The organism is Mesorhizobium sp. A556, assembly GCF_054489545.1.
In genome coordinates this window covers 55,564-72,497 of the sequence record NZ_JBTMXA010000012.1, presented here as the reverse complement: position 1 = coordinate 72,497, position 16,934 = coordinate 55,564, and the positions used below count along the sequence as shown (strand labels likewise).

Here is a 16,934-nt window from a genome sequence, read left to right as displayed (position 1 = left end):
GCGTGTCCTCTGAAGAGCGACATAACTGGAAAAACCCGACTGGCATTTTTCCCGATGGTGTTGATATGGTCCGCCTTGCGGCCAAGTTCAAGCGCCATTTACCTGCCCGAAACGTAGCACCCGACAAGGAATTCCCATGCCAGCCCAACGCAGGATCATCATCGACACCGACCCCGGCCAGGACGATGCCGTCGCCATCCTGCTGGCACTAGGCAGCGCCGAGATCGAGGTGGTGGGAATTACCGTCGTCGCCGGCAACGTGCCGCTGAAGCTGACGGAGAAGAACGCGCGCAAGATCTGCGAGTTGGCCGGGCGCAGCGACATCAAGGTTTTCGCCGGCGCGATACGCCCGCTGATGCGGCAATTGGTGACGGCCGAGGAAGTACACGGCCAAACGGGCCTGAATGGGCCGGACCTGCCGGAACCCGTCATGAAGTTGCAGGACCAATATGCGGTGGATTTCATCGTCGAGACGCTGATGCAGGAGGAAAGCGGGTCGATCACGCTGTGCGCGCTCGGGCCGCTTACCAACATCGCGCTGGCGCTTGTGCGGGACCCGAGGATCGCACCGAGCATCCGTGAAATCGTGCTGATGGGCGGCGGCTTCTTCGAGGGCGGCAACGTCACGCCGGCGGCCGAATTCAACATCTATGTCGATCCGCACGCCGCCGATATCGTGCTGAAATCGGGCGTTCCCATCGTCATGATGCCGCTCGACGTCACGCACAAGGCGCTGACGTCAGCGGCGCGCACGGCTTCCATCCGCAACATCGGCAGCAGGGTCGGGCAGGCGGTAGCCGATATGCTGGAATTCTTCGAACGCTTCGACGAGGCCAAATACGGCACCGATGGCGGGCCGCTGCACGACCCTTGCGTGATCGCCTATCTGCTCAAGCCGGATCTGTTCAAGGGCCGCGACTGCAATGTCGTGGTGGAGACGGCATCGGAACTGACCATGGGCATGACCGTCATCGACTGGTGGGGCGTGACGGGACGGCCGAAGAACGCGCTGGTCATGCGCGACATCGACCATGACGGCTTCTTCGCGCTGCTGACCGAGCGGCTGGCGCGGCTGTAGCTTTTTTCAGGCGCCAGTCGGCCATGGCAAGGTTGCTTCGTAAGCGGCGGCCGCACGCAGCACCGCCATGTCGCCGCGCGGGCGGCCGATCAGCTGCATGCCCATCGGCCTGCCCTGCGTATCGAAACCGACCGGCACATTGACGGAGGGGCAGCCGCCCAGCGTCGCAAAGCAGGTCACCTGCATCCAGCGGTGATAACTGTCCATGGGCTGGCCCGCGATGCTGTTAGGCCACGGCGTCTCGATATTGAACGGGAAAACCTGCGCCGAGGGCATGGCTATGATATCGAATCGCTCGAACAGCGCCAGTAAAGCCTGATGCCAGGCGGTGCGAATACAGGCGGCGGCATGGATTTGCGGAGCGGTCAGGCGCGCGGCGCCGTCTGCTTCCCACAGCGCCTCCGGCTTGAGCAGGCGGCGGCGCTCGGGGTCTTGCGCCAGAAGGTTCAGGGCGCAGCCGCTGGACGCATGGCGCAGCGTGACGAAGGCTTGCCACAAGGCCTCGACGTCGAAATCCAACGGCAAGGGCTCGCTGTCGAAAGAGGCATCGCCAAAGCGTTTCATCGCTGCTTCGCAAAGGCTGAGAATGCCTTGTTCCATCGGCACCCTGCCGCCGAAATCCCCAAGCCAGCCGATGCGCCCGCCGGAAGCCGGAACATCGAGGCCGGCAAGGAAGGAACCCGGCTTTTCATAGGAAAGTGGCGCTTGCGGATGATAGCCCGCCTGCACGTCGAGCAGGAGTGCCATGTCGCGAACGCTGCGGCCCATCGGTCCGTCGACGCCCATCTGCGCGTAAAAGGTTTCGGGCGAAGGGCCGCCGGGAACCAGCCCCTGCGAGGGCCGGAAGCCGAACACATTGTTGAAGGCGGCCGGATTGCGCAGGGAGCCGCCAAAGTCGCTGCCGTCTGCGACGGGCACCATGTCGAGCGCCAATGCTACCGCAGCACCGCCGCTGGACCCGCCCGCCGTCCACGCCGGATCGAAGGCGTTGAGCGTCGGGCCGAATACCGGATTATAGGTGTTGGAGCCGAGGCCGAATTCGGGCGCGTTGGTCTTGCCGATGATGATGGCGCCGGCCTCGCGAATGCGCTGGACGAAGAAATCGTCCTCTTGCGGCACGAAATCGGCGAAAATCGGCGAGCCGAAGGTCGTTTTCAGGCCCTTGGTCAGCGCCAGATCCTTGATGGCGATGGGTAAGCCGAACAGCGGCCCCGATGGCGCAGCCACCTTGTCCGCCGCATCCGCTTCGCGCAACAGATCGGCTCGCTCGCGCAGCGAGACGATTGCGTTGACGTGCGGATTGACCGTTTCGATGCGGTCGAGAAAGGCCACCATGATCTCGCGCACGGACAAGGTCTTGCGCTTGACGGCATCCACCAGATCGACGGCGGAAAGGCGGCAGATGTCGTGCGCCGGCGGTATCTTATGCCTATTTGGCGAAATGGCATCCATCGCTTCAGTCCTCATTTCGCGGCTTCCAGTGCGGCGTCGACATCCTTGGCAAAGGGAATGGACGGTTGTGCGCCGGGCTTCAGGCAGGCGAGCGAGCCAGCGGCGGCGGCGCGTTCCAGTGCTTTTTCGAGCGGCAGGCCGGCGGCAAGCGCCGCACCCAGATAGCCGCAGAACGTGTCGCCCGCGCCGACGGTATCGACGGGTTTTATCTTGAGCGCCGGCACTTGCAGAAAATCGTCTGCGGTGGCGGCGATAACGCCGTCGCCGCCCAGCGTGACGACAATGGTGCGGCCCGTCTTTTGCGCAAAGGCGCGCATACGGGCGGGGCGGTCGCGGCCGGCAAGCGCCAGCGCCTCGCCATAGAGGTCGAATTCCGTCTCGTTGGCCACGACATAGTCGGCCTTGTCGAGAAAGCCGGCCGCCTCGGTGCGGAATGGCGCGGTGTTGAGCACGGTGATCGCGCCCGCCTTTCGGGCCGCATCGAGCGCGGCTTCGACGGTCTGCAAGGGGATTTCTTGTTGCAGAAGGACGATGTCACCCTTGGCCAGGAAGGCCTTGGCAAGATCGCCCGGCAGTACCGAATCGTTGGCTCCCGGCGCGACCGCGATCACGTTCTCGCCGGCATCGTCGACCAGGATGGCGGCGGTGCCGGTGCTCGCATGCATCTGGCCCACGCCCGAAAGATCGATTGCAGCTTGCTCAAGACAGGTCAATGCCTCGGCAGCGAAGCTGTCCTTGCCGACTGCGCCAACCATGCGGACCTTGGCTCCGGCCCGCGCTGCCGCCAGCGCCTGGTTGGCGCCCTTGCCGCCCGCGGACGTCTTGAAACCCGAGCCGCGAACCGTTTCGCCCGGGCTGGGCAAACGGTCGACCGTGGTGATCATGTCGAGATTGATCGAGCCGATGACGATAATCATGAAAGGAAATGCCTCCCGGAAGTTGCCGGGAGGCTAGCCTTTCCAAACGGGTCTTTCCAGACGGCAACGCCCGGAAAATCAGGCGGAAAGCTTTCCCGCCTCCCAGCCCAGGATCGCACGCTTGCGCGTCAGGCCCCAGTGATAGCCTGTCAGTGCGCCGGATTTGGCAAGCGCCCGGTGGCAAGGCACGACGAACGATACCGGGTTGGCCCCGCAGGCAGCACCCACGGCGCGCGACGCGTCCGGCGCGCCGATATCGGCGGCAAGGGAGGAATAGGTGCGGGCCTTGCCGAGCGGAATCCGCAGCAGCGCCTCCCACACGCGCACCTGAAAATCGGTGCCGATCATGACGACACGCAGCGGCTGGTCGGCGCGCCAGCGGGAGGGATCGAAGACGCGCGCGGCATAGGGAGCCGTTGCGGCCATGTCTTCCACATAAATGGCGTTCGGCCAGCGGCCGGCCATATCGGCGAACGCCGCCCGCTCTTCGCCGGGGTCGTTGAAGGCAAGGCCGGCAAGGCCGCGATCCGTCACCATGATCAGCGCGATGCCGAACGGCGAAATGTGGTAGCCATAGCGGATGGTCAGGCTGGCGCCGCGCGTCTTGTAGTCGCCGGGCGACATGGCCTCATGGGTGACGAACAGGTCGTGAAGCCGGCCGGGACCCGACATGCCGAGTTCAAGCGAGGTTTCGAGCAGCGGCAGGCCGCTATCGAGCAGTTTTCGCGCATGGTCGAGCGTAACGGCTTGCAGGAAGGCCTTGGGTGACAGGCCGGCCCAGCGCGTGAACAGTTTCTGCAGGCCGGTCGGCGTCTCGCCTACTTCCTCAGCCAGCACTTCGAGCGAGGGCTGGTCGCGATAGTCGAGGCTTATCTTTTCGATGGCGCGGCGCACGATCTCATAGTCGCCACCCTCCGGTGTAATATCTTTTTCGAGGATGGCGCTAGGGGCTAGTGGCATCGGCGCATTCATAAGCATCTGGGTGTTCATGGCAATGTCTCCTTGGCCATGAATATCGTCGCCTTGGCTCCCGGCTTCCACCCGAAACTTGCCTTGCTTCCCGCGAAATGCCGGACTTGTGCCGCTATCCGGCCTTGGCCGTCGCCAGCGCACGGGTAAAGGCCGTGGCGAAGCTGTCGCGATCGTCGGGGTTGAGGAAGCCGCCGATCGATACGTGCTGCCCCTGCGCTTCCACTTCCATTCTGGTGATGCCGATTTCGCTGTGGCGGGCCACGGAAAAGCGTGTCCAGAACGGGTTGAAGTGGTGCGCTTCCAACTTGCCTGACGGGGCGATCTTGCGGATATCAAGCGCCGTGCGCGATACCGATACTTCCTCGCGGGCGCGGGCGGCGCGATAGTTGATGCGGAAGGCGATGTAGACGCCGAGGACGTCGAGCCCGAAGAAGCCGAACACCGGCCATGCGCCATGCGACAGGAAGATGGCTCCTGTCACGGCCCAACTGAACATCAGTCCGATCATGATGAGCGTGAAGCCGGTGCGGCCCAGCGAACGGTGCGGCGTCAGCAGCGCCCGGAAAAAGGGCTCGTCGGCTCGAAATGACGCGCCTGACATGGGGTCGCCAGGGAAAGAGGCGTTTGTGTCGCTCATGTCTAGATATTATAGGAGGAATATGGCCAATCCCAAGCCCAAAGATACATCGCCGCCCAAAAATAAAATGCAGGCAGGCAAGCGCGGCGCGTCGACCGCCAAGCCGCGCGCCGCTCGCGTCCGCTCGCGCTACAGCGAGGCGGAAGTGCGCGAAATCTTCCGACGCTTTGCCGTCCAGCGGCCGGAGCCGAAGGGCGAGCTGGAGCATGTCAACGCCTTCACCCTGCTGGTTGCGGTCGTGCTTTCGGCGCAGGCGACCGATGTGGGCGTGAACAAGGCGACGCGCGCCCTGTTCGCGATTGCCGATACGCCGCAGAAGATGCTGGCGCTGGGCGAGGCCGAGGTCGGCGCTCATATCCGCACCATCGGCTTGTGGCGCGGCAAGGCGAAGAATGTCGTGGCGTTGTCCGCGGCGCTGATCCGCGACCATGGCGGTGAAGTTCCCGGCAGCCTCGAAGAACTGGTCAAATTGCCGGGGGTAGGGCGCAAGACCGCCAATGTGGTGCTCAACATGGCGTTCGGCCAGCACACGATGGCCGTCGACACGCATATTTTCCGCATCGGCAACCGGCTGGGGCTGGCCCCCGGCAAGACGCCCGAGCAGGTCGAGCAGGGATTGCTGAAAATCATTCCCGACGAATATATGCGCCACGCGCACCATTGGCTGATCTTGCATGGCCGCTATGTCTGCAAGGCGCGCAAGCCCGACTGCCCGGCTTGCGTCATCGCCGATATCTGCAAGGCGGCCGTAAAGACCAGCGGCATTCCGGCTCCGCTGGTCGAGGTCACGCCGCTCGGGCCGGTGGACCCGGGCTAGCCTTCAGCTTGGATCAAAGCCCATAGCCGCGCGCCATGGCGGCGGCAAATACCGGTATCAGCAGGAACACGACCGCCTGCGTCCGCACGGCACTGCGTACCGATGCGAGTTCGCCTGCCGGCACCTGGAATTGAGGGTCGGCGCCCGCGTGCCGGTTCCAGGCGATGTAGCGCATGGTCGGGCGGATCGATAACAGGCCGACGGCAAGAAATGCGGCCATCTTGGCCCAGAAAACCCAGTTGTAGACGTAGAATTCCCAGCCCTTGAGGCCATAGACGACGCGGCCGACGCCGACGAGAATGATCAGCATCGCGACAAGCCCGTAATGGCGATCGATGCGGGCCAGCCGGTTGATTGTGGACCGCGAAGGGTCGCCGCGCACCAGCACGAATTCGGCGCCGATGATGCCGGCCAGCGAAAACACCAGCAGATGGTGAAGAATGGCAAGTCCGAGATCGGCGGTGTCCATGGGGCTTCCTTGTGTTTTAGTAGAGCGGTTCTAGGTCAAGAGCTGGCGTTCCGGCTGTGCAGGGACCGAATCATCTTCAGGCGGGGTCAAGGTGCGGATCAGCGTCGCCAATTCCGGTTCGTCGACGAGCAGGGCGGCTTCGCCAGGCGCAAGCCACGCGCGCTTGCGCGTTTTTCGTTCGCGCCAACCGGCCAGTTCTTCCGTCACCGACAGCAGGTAAACCACCACGTTCACCCGCACGAAGCTGCTCGAGAGCCGCTTCCAGTAGGAATAGGCGCCACCGGGGGCCTTTTGCATGTTGCCGATGACGCCGGCTTCCTCGGCCGCTTCGATCGTGGCGGCCTTGCGCCCGCTTTTGCCCTTCATGGGCCAACCTTTGGGGACGATGAAGCGCCGGGTTTCGCGCGACGTGATCAGCAGAACCTCCAATTCGCCATTTTGATCCAGCCGATAGGGGACGGCGGCAACCTGCCGAATGACCTCTCCCTTCCTGGCCTTCTTTAGCGCGTTTTTCTTGGTGGCTGCCATTGCATGCGATTTCCCGAACAGGAAAGCCCTTAGACCATCTGGCCGGAAAGTGGAATCCGGTTTCGGTGCGGAGCATCCTACGGCAGCGCGCCCGAAGCGGTGCGCGGCGGTTTCGTGCTCGGGAATGGCCGGCTACCGGCAGACCGTCCTGAGGCTGCTGGCGTATGGTTCCGTCCGGCATGTCGGCCTCATGGTGGGTACTTGCGGCTGCGGCAGGGGCAGTACGCGCCGATCCAACTCGCGGTTCTGCTGCTGCAACTGCTGGAACTGCTGGCGCTGAAACTGGTCTTGCAACGCCCGCAATTGGGCATCGTTTTGCCTTGAAAGAGCGCCCTGGTTAGCCGGATTGATCATATCTATGGCGAACGCGGCCGGGCCCAGGCAAGGCGAGGCCCCCAATGCCAGGGCAAAGACTGCCGCTATCTTGTACCGTGACATCCGCCGCTCCATGATCCAACGCAAACCTATCATTAAGATAGGAGGCTTTGTCCTTTTCGCCAGCCATTTGACGGTTCCTGTTTTGGTCGGGGGAAAGTGCCGTGACCCCGCACCGGAAGGGGACTTCAAGGCAGTCGCCATAGGGTGCTATCAAGCGGCAAAGCAGTGAGGCTGCCTCACACGAACCAGATGCCATCGCTGAGGGCGTCTGCGGTGCCGGCGATGTTCTCGTTGCTGTCGGAGAAGAAAGCCAAAAGGTCGCCGTGTTTGGTCTGGCCGGTGTCGAGCTTGTTGGTCCAGTAGGCAAAGCCGTCGGCATCGGGTTCGCGCCCAAGCACGTTCTCGTAGAGCAGGTTGATGAAGGGGGTGTTGGAGAGCGAGTCCTCGCTGCCATAGTGCTGAGCGAATTCCGGCCTGCCGACGTTCGGCTTGAAAAATATCGGATCGAGACGGCCGGCTGAAACCGGAACGACCGTGCAAGCCCCAACCGTTCGAGACGAGCCATCGTGGCGACGAACATCGCCACCGATGCGCGAGACGAGGACGTCGCCTGCGCCGTCGCATCGGCACATCGCAGTATCTGTCGCCCGAATGGGGTAGGAGGTCACCCCATCGGCCACGATGCTCGTACCCTGCATTCTCTGTAGCTTACCTGTCGCGGCGGCATCTGCCCGGACGAAGCGCTCGGGCGAGGCGAACGGGGACACGATCGGTTCAATGACACGCCTGCACGTCTCGTTCCTGTTCTCCGCCACAGACAAATACCTGTCGTTGCTCGTCACGATCGCCATGACCGCGATCGTTGCGCGGCTCCTGTCGCCGGAGGAGATCGGCGTCTTTGTGGTCGCGAACGCGGTACTCGTGCTTTCGGAGACCCTGCGAGACTTTGGAACCGGGACTTACATCATCCAGGAGAGAGTGCCGAGCCGCGAAGGCGTGCGCACTGCCTTCACCGTGATGGCCGGAATCGGCGGAGCGGTTTCGCTCGCACTATTTTCTGCTGCGCCGCTGTTCGCCGAATTCTACGCCGAGCCGCGTCTCGTCACCGCATTGCGGATCGCCTCGCTGGGCATCCTGGCGAGTTCTTTCGCGGCAGTCTCGATGTCGGTTCTCAGGCGCGATATGGATTTCAGGACCCTGGCGTTCATCAATGTCGGCGGGATCGTCGTCAATCTCCTGGTAGCGGTCGGGCTGGCATTGGCCGGATGGAGTTACCTTGCCCTAATCGTCGGGGGGGTCACGGGTCAATTCTTCGTCGCCCTTGCGGCGATGATCTGCCGACCCAACTTCTGGATGTTCGTGCCATGCCTTTCGAAGTGGCGGGAAGTGCTTGCCTTCGGCGGCTGGTCCAGCATGACGACCCTTCTCAACAATCTCTATGCGTTGCTGCCGCAGCTTTTGCTGGGACGGACGGCCGGGTTCGACGCAGCCGCGCTCTACAACCGCGCGACGATTCTGTGCCAGCTTCCCGAGCGTGCAGTGATTGGAGCCGTACAGCCGCTGCTGCTGCCCGCGCTGACGGCCAAAGCCAGGATGGGCGCAGACCTCAAGCGCGCCTACCTCCATGCGCTCAGCCTGCTGTCTGCGGTCCACTGGCCGCTGCTCCTGGGGCTGGCGATATTGGCCGAGCCGGCGGTGCGGATCGTGCTCGGCCCGCAATGGGACGCGGCTGCACCGCTTTTACGCATCATGGCGCTGGCGTGGCTGACGACGGCCGCGGCGGCGCTCACCTTCCCGGTGCTCGTCGCCGTCGGGCGGGTACGCGACACGCTGATCGCGAGCCTTATATCGCTGCCGCCTTCAGCGCTCGTCCTGGTGCTGGCGGCGCCCCATGGCGTGACGGCGGTGGCGGCAAGCATGCTGGTCGCGCTTCCGCTGCAGGTTGGCGTCGCCCTGGTCACGATCCGCCGCCATGTCGGATTTACCTGGACCGAGATCGCGTCCGCCGTGTGGAAGAGCGCCGCTGCTGCGTCGGCCTCGGCCGCAGTCCCTTTGGCGATCGCCTCACACAGCGGCTTCCGCGCCGACCTGTCCTTCTTCCTGCTGACTATGGCCGTTGCCGGCGCGGGTGCCGGCTGGCTTGCCGCACTGGCCATCACGCGCCATCCACTGCTCGCGGAGATTCGCGCGGCCAGCGGTTTCGTGACGCGGCTTGGACCTTCTTCCGCAACCTCTCGGGCGCGGCCATGACGATCATCTTGCCAGACACGAATGACGAATGCGCGCTCGCGGACCCGCCGCCCCCGACTACCGAGAACCTTGAGCCCTTCGTGGCGCGGTGGCTGGAGGATGGGCCGAAGCGCCTGCGCGCCAACCACGGCCTCTTCCGCGAACTCCTGACGGAGGCGCACGACTTGCTGGCGGCCGGCGACGCCACCTCGGCGGCGGCATGGTGCGAGATCGCAGGCTTCCAGGCAGCGGCGGCGCACTCCGCCCTCTTTGCCAGTCCGGAACTGGAAGCCATGGTACGCGCGCTCGCGCAGCGCAGCTTCGGCGATGCTCCGATCCCGCGCGGCCCCGGACTGGCCCTCCCAGGCCGCCGCATCCTGCATGTCGTCACCTATGTTCAGCCGATCGGCGGCCTTTCGCGAATGATCTGGCGCTGGATCGAAGCGGATGGAGATGGGGTGCATTCGGTCGCGCTAATCCGTCAGCGCCGCAAAATACCGCAGCAACTCGTCGCGGCGGTAAAGGAGAGCGGAGGAAAGATCCACGACCTGAGCAGCGAGGGGCCGGCAGACCTTTTCGGTCTGGCTGAATCGCTGCGCCGTGCTGCCGCCGGCGTCGATCTCGTTGTCCTGCATATCGACACGCGGGACATCGTACCGCTTCTGGCCTTTTCCACTGCCGGCGAGAGGCCGCCGATCGCCTATCTTGATCACGCGGATCACGCCATGTGGATCAGCGTGTCGATCGCCGACATCGTCATCGCGCTCAGAAATTCCGGAAAGCAACTGGCGCTCACGCGCCGGGGCGTTGCGCCGGAACGCTCCGTGCTCCTGCCTATACCGCTTCCCCGCATCGAGCGCACCCTCACGAGGGCAGAGGCCAAGCGCATGCTCGGGATACCCGAGGAAGCCCTGCTTCTCGTCTCCGTCGCCCGCAAGGTGAAGTACCGCAGCGTGGAAGGCGCCAGCTTCGCCGACGCCCATGTGCCTTTCCTAGAACGCTGGCCGGGCGCACGCCTTGTTGTCCTTGGAAGCGGTAGCCCCCCCGAATGGGCGGCTGCCGAGGCCCGTGTCCCCGGCCGCATCGAGGGCCTGCCGGAAAGTGACCAGACGACACTCTACTACCAGGCCGCAGACATCTATGTGGATTCCTTTCCCTTCGTCTCGACGACTTCCCTGCTCGAGGCAGGAGCATACGGCACGCCTCTTGTCAGCCGCTATCCGTTCGGACCGGGCGCAGAGATACTCGGCGCGGACATGCCCGGCCTGGAAGGACATCTGGTGCGCGCGCTGGACCTCGCTGCCTACAACGCCGCTCTCGATGAGCTGGCCGCTGATCCGGCGGGCAGGGAGAAACGGGGTGATGCTACCCGCCAGGGAGTAACAACCCACCATCAGGGACCAGCATGGAGTGCGGCGGTTGCTGCGGTCTACAAGGCCGCGGGAGCCGTGTCACAAGTCCAACCCGCCGCCATCGCCCTGGATGTCCCGCATCTAGGCTCGCCGGACGTGTTTGTGCCCTTCGTCCACGGCCAGATGCTCCGCCGTGACCAACTCATCTGCTCCCAGCTCGCGCTGATGCCGCCGGGACGGCGCATGCGGCACTGGCTTGACCTGGCGTTCAGGCATGGACTGCGCTTCGGCGGGCGCGGTGACCTTCTTAAATGCTGGGTGCCGTCGCGCCTGGTGGCCCGGATTCGACGGTCTTGACTGCCTGGGCGGGACCAATCGCTCCTGAATGGCGCCGCCGTCGTTCGCGGGCGCACGGCAGGGGACGCGTTTTCGCTCAGCCGCACTAAAGTACGTTTCAGCGATTGTGCGCCCGTGCAAAGGCCCCGAGTGTCCTGCGGCCGAGATGGCGGGCATGATGGAGCGAAAGTCCTGCGGCGACGCCGAAGGCAAAGGTGACAGGCGCCAGCACCGAGCGCCGCCACTGCGCATAACGCTGCATGATCTCTCCTTGGAGGAGCATTTCCCACTTCGCCGCGATCGTTTCTGACGTGTATTCCTGTGCCACGGCTTCGCCGTTTCTGACCAGGCTTGCGTAAAGTTCCGGATCTTCGGCCAGCCGCAGCACATGGTCGAGCGCCTCGCGGCCGGACGACGCGACGAGGTAGTCGCGCCCTGGCGTCGCAACCTGCCGATAGGCCGAATCGTGCCCGCCGATGAAGGGAATTTTCGCGTGCCAGGCATTGAAGAGCTTGCTCGGGGGCTTCGTGCCGTGTGGATTGCGGTCGAAGCTGCGTATGCCGATGACGACGTCGGTCTCGCGCATGTCGTGCCACTGCTCGCGGGCCGGCACCTCAAATGCAATGCCGTGCGCGGCGAACATAGCGCGCCAGTCGACAACCGTTCCGGCGAGGTTGCGGTCGATCTGTCCGAAATAGGCGACTGTGCGCACACCGCGCCGGCCGGGATCGCGCTCTTTGATGCCGGCCTGTACCCAATGAGGCATGTAGCCCGCCGCGCGTCCCGCCTGGTCGCGGTTCTGGACGATGTGGTAGTTGGCCCATTTCCGCTTCGGATAGTCTGCCCGCACGCAGACGACGAAGGCGCGGGAATCCGGCCGCAGCCCGAGCAGCGTATCGGAATGGACGAGATTGACGGCCGCTGGATCGAGCCGGTTGGTGCAAGTCACGTCGAGGCGCCCGCGTCGGGCGAGTAGCACAAAGGTCTGCAGGCACCAGGAGAGTTCCCCATTCGAGAAGATGTCCGTGGAGGCCACTGCGGTGTCTATGTCGTCATAGCATCCGACAAGACGGGCGATTTCCGCCTCGCTCCGCCCCACGACAAAATTGAAGCGCATGGCCGCTCCCTTACGGATGCATGTCGAAGCCAAAGCCCGATGCTAGCAACGCCAGGACGCGCCGCGCAGGGGGCCTTGCGTCGTATGGTGTCCTCATTTCGGTGTAGAGGTCATCCGGAAGTGTACGGCCTGCATCGGCACCGCCCTCGAGTCAGCCTGTTCATTGGCATTCATTGGCGGTGTGATTCGCTATGCCGATCCGGGGGCAATAGGGGTCCATAAATCTTCCTTCAGTGGTGACTTGGCTATCAGCACAGAGGACGCGGTTTCCGTTGTTCAACAAATGACGGCCGAAATCATTACGTATATGGTCGAGATGGGGGTGGACCCGGCGCTGCTACAACTGGCCCTTCAGTATAACAGCGACGATTATCCGTTATCTCTCCAAAAGCGAGATGGAAAAATATAGAGTTGTGACGCCCGAGGCTGGCTCGCGTCAGCAATCGGTTGTGCAATCTCAGCCAGCCCCATTGCCCGTACCTCAGCCGATGCAGCCGCAATCCACCACCGCTGCGGCACCGCAAGCCCCCGCTAGTTCAGCCCTAGCTATACCGTCAGCCAACTCTGGCCGCATTAGGCACCCGAAAGGCTCGGCTCCAGTCAAGGCGCTCCCTGACGGAAAGTCAGCCACAGTCGCCAACCTCCGTAATGGGAGCCGAGTAGCAATAATCGGGAGTGAGGGCCGTTGGTATAGGGTCAGATCGGGCAATCGCATCGGCTATATGCATGACACATGGGTCTATGTGGACCAGTTTGAGAGCGGCCCCTTCAGCCAACGTCACGTCCAAATCAAAAGTTTCGACAACCTGTCGGATGCGGAGGCTTACGTGCGCTCCGCGCCTATCCCCTTGTCCGCGTATCTCGCCACCAATGGGTGGTTTGCCATCACGTTAGCCGACACCTATCCCCAAGAGATGGCAACCAATCTGGCCAAGCAGATGAAGGACAGGGGAGCCATCCCGGATGACGCTTACGTCACGTACGGCAACACTTACGTCCGCATGGTTTGTTGCCGATAGCCTATGCCGGAGACTGTGAGACGCAGCTAACACACTCGTCCCTTAGGGAGCCATCGTGCAACAAATTGGGGCACCAGCAATGCGGGGCACTGTCTCAATCTACTGATATTGCAGCATTATATGCGTCGAAAAATAGATGGCGGAGAGAGCGGGATTCGAACCCGCGTTACGGTCTCCCGTAAACACACTTTCCAGGCGTGCGCCTTCAACCACTCGGCCACCTCTCCGTCGTTGCGCTTCGTCGCGGCCGGTTAAGCCGCGGGGGTTGGGGATATGCGCAAATCCCTTGGGATGTCGGCGCTTGTGCGCGCCGCAGGCGCCGCCAACCAGCAACACCCTTCCCGTGCGGTTGAGCCGTCGAAGCATCAGCCGCGCGGCTCATCTAGTCGATCCTGGGTCGAATGCCAAGTCATAATGGCGTTGCTGTGCCATTGTTCGTGTCGCCAGGGCAAAGATCAGCCTCCTCATGTCCCGCGCCCTTCAAAAACAGGGTGCCGCGATTGCGAAGATGCCTGTCTCCCCCTATCAGTGAAATCGAACGGACAGTTAGAAGGTCTGCATGCTTCGTTTCCTATTCCGTCTTGCAGCCATGGTGGCGCTGTCGATCTCGGTCATCATGGCGGTGCTCGATACAACGCGCACGGTTGCCGCGTCGGCCCTGGTGCTGACACCACTCAAGACAAGCTGGCTCGCCGTCTCGCCCGATACGCTGAGCGCTTTCGAAATTTTCGTGCGCGAGAAAATCAGCCCCCTTTTGTGGGACGGGCTTGTTACGCGCGTGCTCGATTTGCCCGGATTCGGGGTGTTTGCGGCGCTTGCGGTGTTGCTCTACGCAATCGGCTACAGACGGCAACGGCGGACCGGACCAAATTGAAACCGGCGCCGGTCGACCGACCCTGAAGGAGACGACCCTGTTCTTTTTGGCAGACATGCTGAACAAGAAGCTCCATCTTCCGACGCGGCAAGAGGCGCTGCCGGGCCGCCCCAGGCCCATCCGCACGGCTTCCAGGCATTTTGTTTCGAAGCGCGCACTCAAGGGGCCTTACGCGCCGGGGCTGGAAACGGCCTTGTTCGGGCTGGGCAATTTCTGGGGCGCGGAGCGCCTGTTCTGGCCGCTCGAGGGTGTATGGGCGACGGCGGCCGGGTTTGCGGGCGGCCTGACCGCCAATCCGACCTATCAGGAGGTTTGCACCGGGCTGACCGGCCACACTGTGGTGGTCCAGATCGTCTTCGACCCAACGATCGTATCCTATGGTGCGTTGCTGAAGCTGTTCTGGGAGAGCCACAATCCGACACAAGGCATGCGCCAGGGCAACGATATAGGCACCTTGTACCGTTCGATGATCCTGGCATCGGGCGAGGCCCAGCATGAGGCAGCGCTTGCCTCGCGCGGTGTCTACCAAAAGGCGTTGTCGGCGGCTGGCTTCGGCACGATAACGACGGAGATCGCGCCGGCATCGGAATTCTACTTCGCGGAGCAGGAGCACCAGCAATATCTGGCACGGAATCCGGCCAGCTCCTCTTTGAAGGGCACGGGCGTGGCGTTTGCGATTCTGGGCTAGGCCCTGCCTGCCATATTCCAACGCCTATTTTGATCGACCAAGATTCCAGATGAATTTTGCCTCGGGCCATGCAAGATTGCAGCCAAGCGGGAGGCTTGCGCTCCTGCCAAATGTCGCCTTCAACCCCGATATCGGCCGGTGATGGCGGAAAATGAAAAAGCAAACCGACAGGGTGTGGATCACATGAAACGACTAGTTCTAGGCCTTCTGGCAGCGGCTGCGATGGTTCTTCCGGCGTTTGCCGCCGACGTCCAGCCGGCGCTTCTCTACGATCTGGGTGGAAAGTTCGACAAATCCTTCAACGAGGCCGCCTATCACGGCGCCGAAAAGTTCAAGACCGAAACCGGCATCCCCTATGTCGAGTTCGAGGTTTCCAATGCTTCGCAGCGCGAGCAGGCCTTGCGTCGTTTCGCCGAGGATGGCCGCAACCCTATCGCCATGGCGGGCTTTGCCTGGGTCGATGCGCTGCAGAAGGTGGCCGCCGAATACCCAGAACTGAACTTTGTGATCATCGACGACCATGTCGATCTGCCCAATGTGCGCTCGGTCAAGTTCAAGGACAATGAGGGCTCTTATATCGTCGGCGTGCTGGCCGCGATGGCCTCCAAGACCAAGAAGGTGGGCTTCATCGGCGGCATGGACGTGCCGTTGATCCGCAACTTCGAATGTGGCTATGTCGGCGGGGCAAAGGCGGCGGGCGCGACGGAAGTCATCCAGAACATGACGGGTGATACGCCGGCGGCGTGGAACGATCCGGCCAAGGGCGGCGAAATCGCCAAGACGCAGATCGACCAGGGCGCGGACGTGATCTATGCGGCGGCCGGCGGCACCGGCGTCGGCGTATTGCAGGCGGCGGCGGATGCAGGCAAGCTCGGCGTCGGCGTCGATTCCAACCAGAACGGCCTGCAGCCCGGCCATGTGCTGACCTCGATGCTCAAGCGCGTCGACGTTGCCGTCTACAGCGCCTTCATGGACGGCAAGAACGGCACCTTCAAGGGCGGCATGAACGACCTCGGGCTCAAGGAAGGCGGCGTCGACTACGCCATGGACGACAACAACAAGGATCTGGTTACGCCCGAGATGAAAGCCGCCGCCGACAAGGCCAAGGCCGAGATCATCGCCGGCACCATCCAGGTGCACGACTACAACACGGACAACGCGTGCCCGTATTGATCGCGTCTGAAGCAATTCCAGGAAAAGTGGGAACCGGTTTTCTGTCCGGAATTGCGCAAAACAAAACATGATCGCCAGCCGCCGGGCATCGTCCCGGCGGTTTTTTGTTTCGAGGTGACAATGTCGGTTATCGTGGAACCCATGCGGGAAGCTGACATGGAAGCCGTTGTGCGGCTGCGTTTCGAGGCGTTTTTCGTCGGCAGTTCAAGAACACGGGCCGAGGAAGTGGCGGGTCTTTCCGCTTTGATGACTGGCGACGGTTTCGAGTGCGCGCTGGTTGCGCGGATCGACGGTGCGCCGGTCGGGTCGGTCTTGATGGTCCGCCATGAACTGGAATCGCCGCACAGCCTGTCGCCATGGCTGGCCGGCCTGGTGGTCGCGCCTGAGCATCGGCGGACCGGGATCGGCGCAGCGTTGGTTCGCGCGGTCGAAGCGCATGCGTTGGCGGTTGGGGTGGCGGAACTGTATCTCTATACTTGGCAGTCACGGGATTTCTATGCGGCTCGCGGCTGGGCAGATGCCGAGACATTCGAGCAGCACGGCGATCCGATGCTGCTGATGGCGCGAAGCATCCGCGCCAATCCTGAGTAGGCTCCCCCCACTCACCAGTGCGGCGGCTTGGTTATCGGTACATCCGGGGCCGACTGCTCTTCGAGTTCCAGAAAGCGTTCGGTCAGCGAACCCAGCTTGCGCTGCATGCGCTCGATTACCTTCCATTGCTCGGCGATCTGCCCCGAAAGTTCGTCGATGGTCTTTTCCTGCTCGGCGGTGCGGATTTCCAGCGTCGTCAAACGGTCGGGAGTGTCGGTCATCCGGGAGTTCCTTTGTGCCGCGGGGAGGGCCATTCTACGCCCTTGTGCAGCCATGCGTGAAGGCGGTGACTTTCGCCATGTTCGCA

20 protein-coding genes and 1 tRNA gene are annotated in these 16,934 nt (G+C 63.0%); 11 read left to right on the top strand and 10 right to left on the bottom strand.

The features are described 5' to 3' along the window. Positions 1–136: 136 nt before the first annotated feature. Complete coding sequence (locus ACX3P0_RS20195; RefSeq protein WP_459091307.1) at positions 137–1,078, top strand: nucleoside hydrolase; 942 nt, start codon at positions 137–139, stop codon at positions 1,076–1,078. A gap of 6 nt (positions 1,079–1,084) precedes the next feature. Here the strand turns inward: ACX3P0_RS20195 and ACX3P0_RS20190 are convergent, their stop codons facing one another. From ACX3P0_RS20190 to ACX3P0_RS20175, 4 genes are all read right to left on the bottom strand, one after another. Continuing rightward, positions 1,085–2,530 carry an amidase gene (locus tag ACX3P0_RS20190; protein WP_459091305.1) on the bottom strand — a complete coding sequence of 482 codons (1,446 nt, stop codon included), beginning with the start codon at positions 2,528–2,530 and terminating at the stop codon, positions 1,085–1,087. A gap of 11 nt (positions 2,531–2,541) precedes the next feature. Next, complete coding sequence (locus ACX3P0_RS20185; protein WP_459091303.1) at positions 2,542–3,447, bottom strand: ribokinase; 906 nt, start codon at positions 3,445–3,447, stop codon at positions 2,542–2,544. Positions 3,448–3,525: 78 nt separating this feature from the next. After that, positions 3,526–4,419: a methylated-DNA--[protein]-cysteine S-methyltransferase gene (locus ACX3P0_RS20180; protein WP_459091394.1), complete on the bottom strand. Its 894-nt coding sequence runs from the start codon at positions 4,417–4,419 to the stop codon at positions 3,526–3,528. Between the two features lie 112 nt (positions 4,420–4,531). Next, positions 4,532–5,056, bottom strand: coding sequence for a DUF2244 domain-containing protein (locus ACX3P0_RS20175; RefSeq protein WP_459091301.1), 525 nt, complete (start codon positions 5,054–5,056; stop codon positions 4,532–4,534). 22 nt (positions 5,057–5,078) lie between these two features. On the opposite strand from ACX3P0_RS20175, the gene nth reads away from it, so the two are divergent. After that, positions 5,079–5,873 carry an endonuclease III gene (gene nth, locus ACX3P0_RS20170; protein WP_459091299.1) on the top strand — a complete coding sequence of 265 codons (795 nt, stop codon included), beginning with the start codon at positions 5,079–5,081 and terminating at the stop codon, positions 5,871–5,873. 13 nt (positions 5,874–5,886) lie between these two features. On the opposite strand, the gene ACX3P0_RS20165 is transcribed toward nth, so the two are convergent. Next, positions 5,887–6,342 (bottom strand): DUF2214 family protein, encoded by a 456-nt coding sequence (locus tag ACX3P0_RS20165; protein ID WP_459091297.1) that lies wholly within the window; start codon positions 6,340–6,342, stop codon positions 5,887–5,889. 30 nt (positions 6,343–6,372) lie between these two features. Next, the gene (locus ACX3P0_RS20160) at positions 6,373–6,870 is read right to left on the bottom strand and encodes an NUDIX hydrolase (protein ID WP_459091295.1); all 498 of its coding nucleotides are present in this window, start codon (positions 6,868–6,870) and stop codon (positions 6,373–6,375) included. A 201-nt stretch (positions 6,871–7,071) separates the two neighbouring features. On the opposite strand from ACX3P0_RS20160, the gene ACX3P0_RS20155 reads away from it, so the two are divergent. After that, positions 7,072–7,194, top strand: coding sequence for a hypothetical protein (locus tag ACX3P0_RS20155; RefSeq protein ID WP_459091293.1), 123 nt, complete (start codon positions 7,072–7,074; stop codon positions 7,192–7,194). Positions 7,195–7,484: 290 nt separating this feature from the next. On the opposite strand, the gene ACX3P0_RS20150 is transcribed toward ACX3P0_RS20155, so the two are convergent. Next, entirely contained in the window at positions 7,485–8,015 is a 531-nt protein-coding gene (locus tag ACX3P0_RS20150) for a DUF4214 domain-containing protein (RefSeq protein ID WP_459091291.1), read from the bottom strand. Between the two features lie 10 nt (positions 8,016–8,025). On the opposite strand from ACX3P0_RS20150, the gene ACX3P0_RS20145 reads away from it, so the two are divergent. Both ACX3P0_RS20145 and ACX3P0_RS20140 read left to right on the top strand, forming a co-directional pair. Next, positions 8,026–9,498: a lipopolysaccharide biosynthesis protein gene (locus tag ACX3P0_RS20145; RefSeq protein ID WP_459091289.1), complete on the top strand. Its 1,473-nt coding sequence runs from the start codon at positions 8,026–8,028 to the stop codon at positions 9,496–9,498. Further along, on the top strand, positions 9,495–11,186 hold the full coding sequence (locus ACX3P0_RS20140) for a glycosyltransferase family 4 protein (RefSeq protein ID WP_459091287.1): 1,692 nt from the start codon (positions 9,495–9,497) through the stop codon (positions 11,184–11,186). The genes ACX3P0_RS20145 and ACX3P0_RS20140 overlap by 4 nt, the downstream gene beginning before the upstream one ends. Positions 11,187–11,283: 97 nt before the next feature. On the opposite strand, the gene ACX3P0_RS20135 is transcribed toward ACX3P0_RS20140, so the two are convergent. Then, complete coding sequence (locus ACX3P0_RS20135) at positions 11,284–12,282, bottom strand: glycosyltransferase (protein WP_459091285.1); 999 nt, start codon at positions 12,280–12,282, stop codon at positions 11,284–11,286. A 163-nt stretch (positions 12,283–12,445) separates the two neighbouring features. Here ACX3P0_RS20135 and ACX3P0_RS20130 point away from each other — a divergent pair, with 163 nt between their 5' ends. Both ACX3P0_RS20130 and ACX3P0_RS20125 read left to right on the top strand, forming a co-directional pair. Then, positions 12,446–12,691 (top strand): hypothetical protein, encoded by a 246-nt coding sequence (locus ACX3P0_RS20130; protein WP_459091283.1) that lies wholly within the window; start codon positions 12,446–12,448, stop codon positions 12,689–12,691. Positions 12,692–13,004: 313 nt separating this feature from the next. Next, complete coding sequence (locus ACX3P0_RS20125) at positions 13,005–13,301, top strand: hypothetical protein (protein WP_459091281.1); 297 nt, start codon at positions 13,005–13,007, stop codon at positions 13,299–13,301. 137 nt (positions 13,302–13,438) lie between these two features. Here ACX3P0_RS20125 and ACX3P0_RS20120 read toward each other — a convergent pair. Beyond that, positions 13,439–13,528 (bottom strand) — tRNA-Ser (locus ACX3P0_RS20120). Between the two features lie 332 nt (positions 13,529–13,860). Between ACX3P0_RS20120 and ACX3P0_RS20115 the strand changes: the two genes are divergently transcribed. The 4 genes from ACX3P0_RS20115 to ACX3P0_RS20100 all read left to right on the top strand — a co-directional run bounded on the left by ACX3P0_RS20115 (position 13,861) and on the right by ACX3P0_RS20100 (position 16,627). Then, positions 13,861–14,175: a hypothetical protein gene (locus ACX3P0_RS20115; RefSeq protein ID WP_459081604.1), complete on the top strand. Its 315-nt coding sequence runs from the start codon at positions 13,861–13,863 to the stop codon at positions 14,173–14,175. A gap of 55 nt (positions 14,176–14,230) precedes the next feature. Next, positions 14,231–14,863, top strand: a complete 633-nt coding sequence (msrA, locus tag ACX3P0_RS20110) for a peptide-methionine (S)-S-oxide reductase MsrA (protein WP_459091392.1) — start codon at positions 14,231–14,233, stop codon at positions 14,861–14,863. A gap of 183 nt (positions 14,864–15,046) precedes the next feature. After that, positions 15,047–16,036: a BMP family lipoprotein gene (locus ACX3P0_RS20105; RefSeq protein WP_459091279.1), complete on the top strand. Its 990-nt coding sequence runs from the start codon at positions 15,047–15,049 to the stop codon at positions 16,034–16,036. 120 nt (positions 16,037–16,156) lie between these two features. Further along, positions 16,157–16,627: a GNAT family N-acetyltransferase gene (locus ACX3P0_RS20100; RefSeq protein ID WP_459091277.1), complete on the top strand. Its 471-nt coding sequence runs from the start codon at positions 16,157–16,159 to the stop codon at positions 16,625–16,627. 11 nt (positions 16,628–16,638) lie between these two features. Here ACX3P0_RS20100 and ACX3P0_RS20095 read toward each other — a convergent pair whose 3' ends face one another. After that, a complete protein-coding gene (locus tag ACX3P0_RS20095; RefSeq protein ID WP_459091275.1) occupies positions 16,639–16,848 on the bottom strand; it encodes a SlyX family protein in 210 nt (69 codons plus the stop codon). Positions 16,849–16,934 lie beyond the last annotated feature (86 nt).